The organism is Streptomyces sp. NPDC046215 (genome assembly GCF_040646215.1).
GTDB lineage: Bacteria > Actinomycetota > Actinomycetes > Streptomycetales > Streptomycetaceae > Streptomyces > Streptomyces stramineus.
Genome location: NZ_JBEYZW010000024.1, coordinates 1 through 11,901, shown reverse-complemented (window position 1 = coordinate 11,901; position 11,901 = coordinate 1). Strand labels below are relative to the sequence as shown.

The window sequence follows — 11,901 nt, the reverse complement described above, 5'->3', positions numbered from 1 at the left end:
CTCGACTTTAGGAGCGCACCGTCTATCGGGCGTCTACGCGGCGTCCGCCCGCAGGGCCCGGTAACCCCGCCCGCAGGACCGGGAGTTGCTACTCTCAGGTAAGCGCCCGGCGCCTGAACCGTGACTCCTCGGGGGAGCTGTGAAATTTCGGGTCTTGGGGTATCTGGAGATCCGCACCGCAGACGATCGTGTTCTCGACATCCCGCAGCCGCAGCAGCGGGCCCTGCTCAGCATCCTGCTGCTGCACGCCAACCGCCCCGTGCCCACGCACCGGCTCACGGACCTGATCTGGGGGCCGGGCCACCCGTCGTCCGCGGGCGGCATGCTGCGCACGTACGTCTGGAAGGCGCGGCGCCTCTTCGACGACCGGGCCCGGCTGCGCACCCACCCCAGCGGGTACGTCCTCCACGTGCGGCCGGGCGAGCTCGACCTGCACGACTTCCGCCGCCTGGCCGACGCGGGCGAGCACCTGCTGGAGCGGGATCCGCACACCGCGTCGGTGCTGCTGCGCCAGGCGCTCGACCTGTGGCAGGACCCCGTCCTGGGCGACCTGCCGCCCACGGCGGCGATGGAGGCCGAGGCCCTTCACCTCAGGGACCGCAGGCGGCTCGCCGAGCGCTCCTGGGTGGGGGCGGAGCTGGCACTCGGCCGGCACCACGAGATCGTGCCCCGGCTGCGGGCGATGGCCGCGGCCGACCCGCTGGACGAGCACTCCTGGGCCCAGCTGATGCTCGCGCTGTACCGCAGCGGCCGGCAGGCGGACGCGCTCAGCACCTACACCCAGGCGCGGTCCCTGCTCGCCGACGAGTGCGGGGTCGATCCGGGCCCGGAGCTGCGCCGGCTCCACCAGCGGATCCTCGACGAGGACGACACGCTGTCCCCCGGCGAGGCGCCCTCGCCCCGAGCGGATCCCGCCACGGCGCCGCATCAGCTTCCGCCGGACATCGCCGACTTCACCGGCCGCCGGGCGGAGACGGCACGGCTGGTCGCCCTGCTGAGGGAGGCCGGGCCGGCCACCGCTCCCCCGGTGGCCCTGGTGTGCGGGCAGCCCGGGGCGGGCAAGACGGCCCTGGCCGTCCACGCGGCCCACCAGGTGCGGGACCACTTCCCCGACGGGCAGCTGCACGTCGACCTGGGGGCCGCCTCGGGCAGCCCGAAGACGGTCCACCGCGCGCTGGGCGAGCTGCTGCGCTCCCTGGGGGTGGCGGCCGCGGCCGTCCCCGGGTCCGCGGACGAGCGGGCGGCGCTGCTGCGCACGCGGCTGGCCGGCCGGCGCGTCCTGATCGTCGCCGACGACGCGGGCCCGGCGCAGGCGCGCTGTCTGCTCCCCGGCACGGCGGGCTCCGCGCTGCTGCTGACCAGCCGGATGCGGCTCGCCGGGCCGCCGGGCGCGGCCGTCGTCCCCCTCGAACCGCTCCCCCCGGACGAATCACTGCGCATGCTCGGGCGGATCATCGGCCCGCGGCGGGTCTCCGGCGAGCCCGACGCGGCCCGGCGGGTGACGGTGGCCTGCGCGCACCTGCCGCTCGCCCTGCGGATCGCCGGCATGCGGCTGGCCGCGCGGCCCACTTGGCCGCTGAGCACCTTCGCCGAGCTCGTCGGCGACCACCGCGGCCGGCTCGACGTCCTGGTGGCGGACGAGGTGAGCGTCCGGGCCCGCCTGGCGCCGAGCTACAGGGCCCTGGACGCGCGGGCCCAGCGGGCGGTGCGGCTCCTGGCCCACGCCGAGCCGGGCGACTTCGCCTCCTGGGTCGTCGCGGTCCTCCTCGGCGAGCCCCACGCCGATCCGGTCGTCGACACCCTCGTCGACCACTGTCTGCTCACCCCGGTCGGCGTCGACGCGACCGGGGAGCCGCGGTACCGGCTGCCCGAGCTCGTCCGGCTGTACGCGGCGGCGGCGCGGCCCGGTGACGCCGACGATCCGGGCCGGGCGCAGGGCAGGCTGCTGGACGCGTGGCTGCTCCTGGCCCGCGCCGCCGACCTCAGGGTGCCCCGGGCACCCCACCTGCCCCGGCTGGACGACGCCCCCGCCGGGTGGGCGGACGCCGTCGCGGCGGCGATCCCCGCCCGGGTCGCGCTGCGGGTCGCGATGGACGCCGAGGCGTGGTTCTCGGCGGAGGACACGAATCTGCGGCGCGTGGTCGACCGCGAGTGCCCGGTCCGCCCCCGGACCGCGGCCCGGCTCGCGGACCGCCGGTTCGCCTGGCAGCACCGGCAGGGCCTCCTCGACGACGCGGAGCGGACGTGGCAGCGGATCGCCGAGTGCGCGGCGCTGCGCGGCCAGGAGACCACGGCGGTCCACGCGCGGCTGCGGCTGGCCTGTGTCGACCTCGCCCGGGGGGCCCACGCGTCGGCCCGGGCCCGGGCCGACGCGTGCGTGGCCGCGTACGAACGCGCCGGTGACCGCGGCTCCCTCGCGGACGGGCTCGCGGTCCGGGCCCGGTGCCGTCTCGCGCTCCGGGACTTCACGGGCGCCTGCGAGGACGCGAAGGCGTCACTCGCCCTGGCCGAGGAGAGCGGTGACGTGCGCGGGTACGCGGCGCGGTCGGTGTGGCTGAGCGGTCTCTGCCAGTCGGCCGGCGCGGCCAGGCCGGCCGGATCGGTGCCGCGCGGACCGTCGACGGGGGCGGAAGCGCGACGCGGCCGGCAGGGGTGAGCGAACCGGGCCCGTGCGGGCCGGGTGCCTCGCCCGGCCGGGGCCGCGCGACAGTGCGGCGCGGACGCCGGCCGTTACGTCGCGCCGCGACGGGACGGGCGTCCCCGCACCGCCGCCCCCGGTCGGCACAGCCGCCGCCTTGCGGGCCGGGGCTCGCCTTTCGGCCCGCACGGCGAGACCACCCCGACCGGGCCGCGCGGCAGCGCGGCCCGGCTGAGCGGCGCGCCCGCCTGGGCACCGCCCCGTCACCCGTCGAGTTCCCCCATGCGGTGCTCCGGGTAGCGTCCCCCCGCCGTTTCCTGGGGTGAGACCGCCCGTCCCACAGCGGCCAACTCCGCCTCTCCCAGGTGCAGTCGGGCCGCCTCGGCGTTCTCCCTGAGGTAGGCCGGGCGCTTGGTTCCGGGGATGGGCACGATGTCCTCGCCCCGCGAGAGCAGCCAGGCCAGCGCCAGCTGCGCCGGGGTGACCCCCCGGTCCCGGGCGAGGCGCTGGAGCGGCTCGATGACGGTGAGGTTGGTGGTGAAGTTCTCCGGCTGGAAACGGGGGGTCGTGCGCCGGTAGTCACCCTCGGCCAGGGCCTCGGGCGAGGTCAGGGTGCCGGTGAGGAAGCCGCGGCCGAGAGGGCTGTACGCCACGAAGCCGATGCCCAGTTCGCGCAGCGTCGCCAGGAGCCCGCCCTCGGCGTCGCGCGTCCACAGGGAGTACTCGCTCTGCACCGCCGACAGCGGGTGGACGGCGTGCGCCCGGCGGACGGTGGCCTCGGACGCCTCGGACAGGCCGATGTGCCCGACCTTCCCCGCCGCGACGAGCTCCCCCAGGGCGCCCGCGGTCTCCTCGATGGGCACGTCGGGGTCGACCCGGTGCAGGTAGAACAGGTCGATGTGGTCGACGCCGAGCCGGCGCAGCGACGCGTCGCAGCACTCCCTGGCGTACTCGGGTCTGCCGTCGACCCCGAGCCAGCTGTTCCCCGCCCCCCGGCGCAGCCCGAACTTGGTGGCGAGCACGACCTGGTCGCGCCGTCCGGCGACGGCCTTGCCGAGGAGTTCCTCGCCGGTGTGCGGCCCGTAGACGTCCGCCGTGTCCAGCAGCGTCACCCCCAGGTCGACCGCCTCGCGGATGGTGCGGACGGCCGTGTCCGGGTCGGCGGCGCCGTAGAAGTCGGTCATGCCCATGCACCCGAGGCCCAGGGCGGAAACCTCCAGGGTGCCCAGGCGGCGGGTGGGCAGGGTCGCGTTCATGAGGCCGTGCTCACCTCTTCGAGGACCTTGGCGAAGGTCTCCATGGCCTGGTCGACCTGGGAGAGGGTGGTGGTGGACGGGGGGACGAACCGCAGGACGCTGCCGCCGCGGCGCACGCTGAAGATCAGCCCGGCCTCGAAGCACTGCCGGCCGATGGCGTTGCCCTCGGCGAAGGCGGGCTCCTTGGTGTCGCGGTCGCGGACGAGTTCGACGCCGACGAGCATGCCGCGGCCGCGGATGTCTCCGATGAGGTCGAACCGTTCGCTGAGCGCGGTCAGGTGCTCGCGCAGGCGCTCGCCCAGGGCGCGGGCCTTGGCCGGTACGTCCTCCTCGACGACGATGTCGATGCTCGCGACGCCGGCGGCGCACAGCAGCGGGTCGTTGCTGTGCGAGCGGGTGACGGTCAGGCCCGCCCCGACGACCTTGTCCTCGATCTCGTCGGTGGTGGAGACCGAGCTGATGCCGACGCCGCCGCCCAGGTGCTTGGCCAGGGTGACGATGTCGGGGACGATGCCCTCGTCGTCGAAGCCGAAGAGGGTGCCGAGCTTGCCGAGGCCGGTCTGCTCGTCGTCGACGACGAGGAGCATGCCGCGCTCGTGGCACAGCTCCCGCAGCCGCGCGAGCCAGCCCTGCGGCGGGTCGATGACGCCGCCGGCGCTGAAGAGCGGTTCGGTGATGACGGCGGCGGGCTGGTCGGTGGACTGGGCGTCGACCAGCTCGAAGCTCGTGTCCAGGCAGGCGAACCCGCAGGAGGGGAACGACTTCGCCAGCGGGCACCGGTAGCAGTAGGGGGCGATGAGGGCGTGCGAGTCGCCGGGCAGGGAGCCGTGGCCGCGCCGCCAGCCCGCGAAGGTGACGGACCGGGCGCTCGCGGACAGGCCGTGGTAGCTGACGTGGGGGCTGAAGACCTCGCGCCCCCCGGTGTAGATGCGGGCGAGCAGCAGGGCCAGCTCGTTGGCGTCCGCGCCGGACTCGCCGAACAGACTGCGCGTCAGCGGGTCGGGCAGCAACTCGCCGAGCCGCACCGCGAGTTCGATTTCCTTGACGTTGAAGTGGCTGCTGTGCGCGTGCAGCATCGTCTCGCACGCCTCCTGGATCGCGGCCAGGACGCGCGGGTGGTTGTGGCCCAGCGCCGCGCACATCTGACCCGAGTTGAAGTCCAGGTAGTCGTTGCCCCGCAGGTCCGTGACCACGGAGCCGCGGGCGGAGGCGAAGACGGGCCCGGAGAAGGCGCTGGTGTCGATCCGGCCGCGGAAGCTGTACCGCTGGGCGGCGTCCAGCAGCGCGCGTTCACGCCGGTCGATGTCGGCCTCGAACGCGGTGGTGGGGGCGGACGGTTGATCGACTGAGGTCATCACGAACTCCTAGGTAGGGTCGGGCCGATGGCCGGGCCGAGGACCGCCTCGCACACCTCGGCCAGCTCGCGCACGTGCGTGGAGAACAGCGTCCAGTGGTCGCCGGGGACCTCGACGGCCCGCAGCCTCCCGCCGGCGGCGTACGGCCCCCAGCCGTAGGTCTCGGGGCCGGGGGCGCCCCGCGCGCCGTCGCCGGTGCCGCCCCGGGTGTGGACGAGCGTCATGTCACCGCCGTAGGGCGCGGGGACGTAGCCGGCCAGGGCTTCGGCGTTCTCCAGGTAGATCTCCGCGAACCGGCTCACCTCATGTGGGGTGAGGCCCGCGCCGCCGGCCCGGCGGCAGATCTCCGCGGCCGCGGCCGCCAGCTCGTGGTAGGGCGCCCGCACCGGGGGGTCGATCCCCAGGGCCCGGGAGACGAACTCCACGGCCCGCGCGCGGATCGCCAGGATGTCGGGCGGTCGCAGGTCGCAGTCGAACAGCAGGACGTGGTCGACCTGTTCGCCCTCGGCGGCCAGGGTCGCCGCCATCTCCAGGGCCACGGCCCCGCCCATCGAGTACCCGCCGAGCAGGTAGGGCCCGCGGGGCTGGACGCGCCGCAGGTGGCGGAGGTACCGAGCGGCCATGGCGGGCACCGTGCGGTCGCCGCGCGCCGCGTCGGTGCGCCCGACCGACTCGAAGCCGTACATCTCCACCAAGTGTTCCAGGCGCCGCGCGAGCCGGCCGAGGACCAGCACGTGGCCGCCCATGCCGTGCACGCAGAACAGGGCCGGGCGCCCGCCGCCGGAGGAGAACCGCACCAGGGTGTGCTCGGCGGCCTCCTCGGGGGTGCGGGTCGCGATCCACCGGGCCATGCGCCGCACGGTCGGGAACTCGGCCGCGCCGCGCCGGGGCAGCCGCACCCCGAGCCCGGTCTCGACGCTCGCGACGAGTTCGGCGGCGAGCAGCGAGTCACCGCCGAGGTCGAAGAAGTTGTCGTCCATGCCCACGGGGACACCGAGGACCCGGCTCCAGACGTCACCCAGGGTCTTCTCCAGGCCGGTGCGCGGCTGCCGGCCCGCCGTGTCCGCGGTGACCGTGGTGGCGGTCGTCTCCGGTGCCCGCAGGTCCGGCTCCCCCGTGCCGGCCCTCATCCGAGGCTCCCCCGCGGGCCGGGGACGGTGACGCGCGCGATCTCGTCGAGCCCGCCGCGCAGGTAGGCTTCCCGGGCCGCGCTCCGGCGGATCTTGCCCGCGCTGGTCTTGGGGACGGTGCGCCTGCGCAGGAGGACGAGCTCGGACAGGCGCAGGCCGCAGTCGCGGGTGACGGCGCGGAGGGCGGCGGCGCCGGCCTCGGCGGCCCCCTCCGGCGGGCCGTCGTACTCGGCGACCGCGACCAGGCGGGGGCCGTCGCCCTCCGCCGGGCCGGTGTCGAAGGCGGCGGCGCAGCCGGGCCGCAGACGGGGGTCCGCGTTCCAGACGGCCTCCTCGACGTCCTGCGGGTAGTGGTTGCGCCCGTGCACGATGAGGAGGTCCTTGATGCGCCCGGTGACGTACAGCTCCCCGTCGCGCAGCAGCCCGAGGTCTCCGGTGCGCAGGTACGGGCCGGTGCCGGGCGCGTCGGTGGGGCGGGCGCCGAACGTTGCGGCGGTCGCCTCCGGGCGCGCCCAGTACCCCGAGGCCACGCCGGGGCCGCGCACCCAGATCTCGCCCTCGGTGCCGTCGGGGCGGGTGCGCAGGGTGTCGGGGGCGACGATGCGCACCCCGGTGGCGGCCACGGCCCGGCCGACCCCGACGACCTCGCCGGGCCGGGGGCCGGCCCGGTCCGGGAGGGGTGTGGTGCGGGCGCCGGTGCCCGGGTCGGGGCCGGAGACCATGAGGGTGGCCTCGGCGAGCCCGTAGGCCGGGGTGAGGCGCTCGGCTGCGAACCCGGCCGGGGCGAAGCGCTTGCCGAACCGGTCGATGGTGGCGCGCCGCACCGGCTCGGCGCCGTTGACGGCGACCCGCCACGCGGAGAGGTCCAGGGCGGCGACCCGTTCGCCGGTGCTCTTGCGGACGCACAGGTCGTAGGCGAAGTTGGGGGCGGCGCTGAAGGTGCCGCCGAAGCGGGAGAGGTTCTCCAGCCAGCTCAGCGGGTCGACCATGAACTCGAACGGCGAGGACAGCACGGCGTCGACGCCGGAGCAGAGGGGCAGCAGGATGCCCAGTATCAGGCCCATGTCGTGGTACGGCGGCAGCCAGGAGACCTGCCGGTCGCCGGGGACCAGCCGGAAGCGGTCGCGCATCGCCGCCATGTTGGCCAGCAGGTTGTCGTGTGTGACGACGACGCCGCGCGGGTCCCCCGTGGACCCGGAGGTGTACTGGAGGAACGCCGTGGTGCCGGCCGTCGCGGAGCGGGCGGGCGCGCCGCCGGCCGCGGCGTCGTCGACGGTGTCGGTGGCGAGCCCCGGGACGGCGGCGCCGTCGGGGCGGCGGACCGTCCCCCGGTAGCCCCCCAGGTACTCGGCGGTCGTCGCGAACAGGGCCGGCCGGGCGTCGCGGACGATGGCGGCCACCCGGGCGGCGCCCGCTGGGGAGTCCGGCGGGTTCGCGGGGACCGCCACCACTCCGGCGTACAGGCAGGCGAGGAAGGAGGCGACGTACTCGGGTCCGTGCGGGTGCAGCAGCAGCACCCGGTCGCCGGGGCGGGCCCGTTCGCGCAGGGCGGCGGCTACGGCCGAGGCCCGGGTGTCCAGCGCGGAGCAGGTGACGGCGAGGGTGTTCCCGGGGGCGTCCGGGTCACGGGAGTCGGCCACGTAGCGGAAGGCGAGTGCCTGCGGGGTGCGCTGCGCCCGGTCGCGGACCAGCGCGTCCAGCCCGGCCGCCACGGGCCGGGGCATCGAGCCGATCGACATGTCGTATGCAGTCCGTTCTGTATGCGCCGTGTCTGTATGCGCCGTGCGGGTGAATGGGCACGGCCGGGAGCCGTGTCCGGCGGGCGCCGGGTGGGCGGTGCCGGGGGTGGCGGGGCGGGTGGGGCGTCCGGCGCTCGCAGTACAGCGTCGCGCCGACCCGGCGGATCCGGCAGGAACGGCGCGCTCATGCGTCACCCGGTGTCGCCCGCCGGGGCCCGCGGCCCGGGGCGGGCAGCGCGGAGCGGAGCGTGCTCGGCGTGATCACTCGTCCTCCCCCGGCCGATCACCACTGCCTGTGCCAGTGCCTTGAAACGTAGGCGCAGCCAGGTCTGCGGGGCGTCTATCGGCTGTCCACCGCCGGTCCTCGGGGCCGGTTCGGGCCCCGGCGGCGTTGCCAAGGAGGCCCTGTTCCCGGCATGTTCACTGACTGGCGGAGCCCGACCGGGCGCGCGCCGGTGCCGGGGCGGCCGGACGAGCGGCCGGACCGGCGGACAAGGGGACCCCAGTGGAGCAGACACACCCGTCACATCCGGACACCGCCGCGCTGCGCGACGCCGCGGCCGAGTGGGCCGCCCTGCCGGTGGGCGAACGGCTGGAGCTGCTGCTGGCGGCGCGGCCGCGGCTCGTCGCCGTGGCGGACCGGTGGGTGGCGGAGTCCTGCCGCGCCAAGGGCATCGGGGTGGACACCCCGACGGCCGGGGAGGAGTGGCTCACCGGCCCCTATCCGCTGCTCAGTTACCTCGACGCGCTGGCCCGGACCCTCACGGCGGTCCGCGACGGCCGCGACCCGCTGCGGGGCGCCCGGTTCGCGGCCCGGCCCGGGGGGCGTACGGCGGTGCGCGTGCTGCCCTTCGACCGGGTCGACCGGCTGCTGCTGCCCGGATACCGGGCCGAGGTGTGGCTGGCGCCGGGCGTGGACGAGGCGGCGGCCCGCGCCGGTGCGCGCCGGGCCGGGCGCGGGGGGCCCGGCGGTGTCTGCCTGGTCCTGGGCGCCGGCAACGTCAACTCCATCGCCCCGCTCGATGTGCTGTACCAGCTCTTCGCGTCCGACGCGGTCGTCCTGCTCAAGCTCAATCCGGTCAACGAGTATCTCGCGCCCGTGCTGGAAGAGGTCTTCGCGCCGTTCGTCGCGCGGGGGTTCGTGCGCGTCACGACGGGGGACGCGGCGGTCGGGGCCGCGCTGGTCGCCGACCCGGCCGTGACCCGCGTGCACGTCACCGGCAGTGCCGCCACGCACGACGCGATCGTGTTCGGTCCGGGCCCCGAGGGCGCCGCGCGCAAGGCGGCGGGCCGGCCCCTGCTGGACAAGCCGGTCACCAGCGAGCTGGGCGGGGTGGGGCCGGTGGTGGTGCTCCCCGGCGCGTGGAGCCGGGCGGACCTGCGCTACCAGGCGCGCCACGTGGCGGCGCAGAAGCTGGGCAACAACGGGTTCAACTGCGCGGCGGTCCAGGTGGTGGTCCTGCCGGAGCACTGGGCGGCGCGGGAGGCGTTCCTCGACGAGCTGCGGGCCGCGCTGCGCGCGGCGCCCGCCCGCGCCTCCTACTACCCCGGGGCGGGCGAGCGCCGGGCCCGGGCCGCCGCCGGTCACCCGGACGCCGAGCTCCTGGACGCCGCCGAGGTGCCGCGCACCCTCCTGCCGGGGGTCGTCGCCACCGCGGACGACGCGGCCTTCCGCACCGAGTTCTTCGGGCCGGTCCTGGCCGTCACCACCCTGCCGGGCCGGACGGCGGCGGAGTTCCTCGACCGCGCGGTGGAGTTCTGCAACTCCTCCCTCGCCGGGACGCTCGGCGCCGGCATCATCGGCCATCCGCGGACGCTGCGCCGGCTCGGCCCCCGCCTGGAGGAGGCCGTGGCGCGGCTGCGCTACGGCACGGTGGGGGTGAACTGCTGGACGGCGCTGGGGTACGCGCTGCCGCGCGCGGTGTGGGGCGCCCACCCCGGCCACACCCTCACCGATGTCGGCAGCGGCATCGGGGTCGTCAACAACGCGCTGCGGCTGCCGCGGGCGGAGCGCACGGTGGTCACCGGCCCGTTCCGGCCCGTCCCCCGGTCGTTGCTGACCGGGCAGTGGTCGACGGCCCCGGTGCCGCCGTGGTTCGTCGACAACCGCACGGCCCACCGCACCGGGCGCCTGCTGATGGACTTCACGGCGCGCCCGTCGGCGCGGGGGCTGGCCGCCGTGCTGGTGTCGGCGCTGCGCGGGTGACGCGCCGGACGGGCTCTCGGGGCACCTGCCGAGGCACTGTGCGGGGGCGGCTTTCACGGCACCGGTTCCGGCATGACGAAGCCCCCTTCCGGTTCTCGGCAGGGGGCGTGTCAGACGGTCAGGAGGGCCGGGGCGGCCGGGTCACTTCAGCGCGGTGCGCTTCTGCCACTGCTCCCAGGTCTCCTGCCAGACCTCGAGGCCGTTGCCCACGTCGGTCTTCTTGGTGCTGGTGGTGTTCTTGACCTCGACGGTGGAGCCGACGGGCAGGAAGTCGTAGACCTTCTTCGCGTCACTGGTGGTCATGCCGAAGCAGCCGTGACTGTTGTTCACCACGCCGACCGAGCCGTTCCAGGGCGCCGAGTGCAGGAACGTCCCGGAGGCCGTCAGGTGGGTGACCCACTTGGAGTCGAGCATCCACTCGTTGCCGTGGCCGATGGTGGAGGAGTCCATCACCTCGTCGGGGTTCTTGCTGCGGACGGTGTGGATGCCGCCGCGCGTGGGGTCCACCGGGGAGCCCGCGGAGCCCTTGACCTCGCCGACGGCCTTGCCGTTCTCGTACATGGTGAGGGTGTGGCTGGGGACATCGATGACGGCCTTGTGGTCGGCGCCCACGCTGAAGCCGAACGCGTAGTCCTTCGCGAACCAGCCGCCCTCGCCGGAGTCGACGCCGTTGAGGTTGCCCTGCACGGAGACCTTGGTGCCCGCCGGCCAGTACGTCTTGGGCCGCCAGTCGATCCGGTCCTGGCCCGACCAGTCCTTGACCCAGCCCCAGGCGCCCTCCACCTTCGGCTCGGAGGTGACCTTCAGGGACTTCTCGATCTCGGCGCGCTTGCCGGTGTCCACGGGGTGGTCGAAGAGGATCGAGACCGGCATGCCCGTGCCCACGGTCTGTCCCTTGGCCGGGGTGTTGGTGAGCTTGTTGACCTTCGGGGCCTGCCGGGTGGTGAAGGTGGCGGTCGAGGAGGACTCCTTGCCCTTGCCGTTCTTGCCGCCCTTGGCCGTGGACCGCACGGTGTACGTGGTCTTCGGGCCGACCTTGCCGTCGGAGGTCCACGAGGAACCGTCGTCGGCCAGCCGGCCGGAGACCTTGTTCCCCTTGTCGTCCTTCGCCTCCACACCGGTCAGGCGCCCGCCGTCGGCCTTCACCGTTATCGGCGAGCCGAGCGCGGCCTCCTGCCCCCCGGCAGGAGTGACGGATATCTTCGCTTCGGGCCCGGCATCGCCCCCGTCACCGGAGCCCCCCGAACAAGCGCTGAGCGCCAGCGAGCCCAGCAGCGCGGATGCCAACAGGACAGAGCGACGGCCCGATCCGACGTACACGTGAGTCGACCTTTCCACCAGCGACAGAACAACAGGCGGTGGTTTACAGCCCCCTCGCCGCCGGACGCGTCCGCCGGCGGAACCCCACCACACCCTTAGAGATGATCCGCACGCTTGTGCGGTTGCACGAAGAAAGAAACATTTACGTACAGTCCGTACCGGTGCCCCCGGGAGGCCCTTGCGTGCACCACCGCTGCGCGGCGGTGTCCTCAAACGCCGGACGGGCTGGTAGTGGCTGAGCTCAGCCACATCAGCCC

Annotated in this window: 7 protein-coding genes; 2 read left to right on the top strand and 5 right to left on the bottom strand. The window is 75.2% G+C overall.

From position 1 onward, the window contains the following. Positions 1 to 139 precede the first annotated feature (139 nt). A complete protein-coding gene (locus ABZ951_RS13320) occupies positions 140 to 2,656 on the top strand; it encodes a BTAD domain-containing putative transcriptional regulator (RefSeq protein ID WP_344089864.1) in 2,517 nt (838 codons plus the stop codon). Between the two features lie 245 nt (positions 2,657 to 2,901). Here ABZ951_RS13320 and ABZ951_RS13315 read toward each other — a convergent pair whose 3' ends face one another. The 4 genes from ABZ951_RS13315 to ABZ951_RS13300 are packed head-to-tail and all read right to left on the bottom strand — an operon-like array spanning position 2,902 to position 8,118. Then, positions 2,902 to 3,894 (bottom strand): aldo/keto reductase, encoded by a 993-nt coding sequence (locus tag ABZ951_RS13315; RefSeq protein ID WP_344089865.1) that lies wholly within the window; start codon positions 3,892 to 3,894, stop codon positions 2,902 to 2,904. Beyond that, positions 3,891 to 5,249, bottom strand: coding sequence for an aspartate aminotransferase family protein (locus ABZ951_RS13310; protein WP_344089867.1), 1,359 nt, complete (start codon positions 5,247 to 5,249; stop codon positions 3,891 to 3,893). Before ABZ951_RS13310 ends, ABZ951_RS13315 begins: the two co-directional genes overlap by 4 nt. Beyond that, complete coding sequence (locus ABZ951_RS13305) at positions 5,249 to 6,379, bottom strand: thioesterase domain-containing protein (protein WP_344089868.1); 1,131 nt, start codon at positions 6,377 to 6,379, stop codon at positions 5,249 to 5,251. The genes ABZ951_RS13310 and ABZ951_RS13305 overlap by 1 nt, the downstream gene beginning before the upstream one ends. Then, positions 6,376 to 8,118 carry a fatty acyl-AMP ligase gene (locus ABZ951_RS13300; RefSeq protein ID WP_344089869.1) on the bottom strand — a complete coding sequence of 581 codons (1,743 nt, stop codon included), beginning with the start codon at positions 8,116 to 8,118 and terminating at the stop codon, positions 6,376 to 6,378. Before ABZ951_RS13300 ends, ABZ951_RS13305 begins: the two co-directional genes overlap by 4 nt. 505 nt (positions 8,119 to 8,623) lie before the next feature. Here ABZ951_RS13300 and ABZ951_RS13295 point away from each other — a divergent pair. Next, positions 8,624 to 10,324 (top strand): aldehyde dehydrogenase family protein, encoded by a 1,701-nt coding sequence (locus ABZ951_RS13295; protein WP_344089870.1) that lies wholly within the window; start codon positions 8,624 to 8,626, stop codon positions 10,322 to 10,324. A gap of 141 nt (positions 10,325 to 10,465) precedes the next feature. Here ABZ951_RS13295 and ABZ951_RS13290 read toward each other — a convergent pair whose 3' ends face one another. Beyond that, positions 10,466 to 11,611: an Ig-like domain-containing protein gene (locus ABZ951_RS13290; RefSeq protein WP_344089871.1), complete on the bottom strand. Its 1,146-nt coding sequence runs from the start codon at positions 11,609 to 11,611 to the stop codon at positions 10,466 to 10,468. Positions 11,612 to 11,901: the final 290 nt, after the last annotated feature.

Bases quoted from the DNA above. Each gene is read 5' to 3' on its own strand.
- ABZ951_RS13310 (WP_344089867.1), bottom strand. From the start codon at position 5,249: ATGACCTCAGTCGATCAACCGTCCGCCCCCACCACCGCGTTCGAGGCC.
- ABZ951_RS13300 (WP_344089869.1), bottom strand. From the start codon at position 8,118: ATGTCGATCGGCTCGATGCCCCGGCCCGTGGCGGCCGGGCTGGACGCG.
- ABZ951_RS13305 (WP_344089868.1), bottom strand. From the start codon at position 6,379: ATGAGGGCCGGCACGGGGGAGCCGGACCTGCGGGCACCGGAGACGACC.
- ABZ951_RS13315 (WP_344089865.1), bottom strand. From the start codon at position 3,894: ATGAACGCGACCCTGCCCACCCGCCGCCTGGGCACCCTGGAGGTTTCC.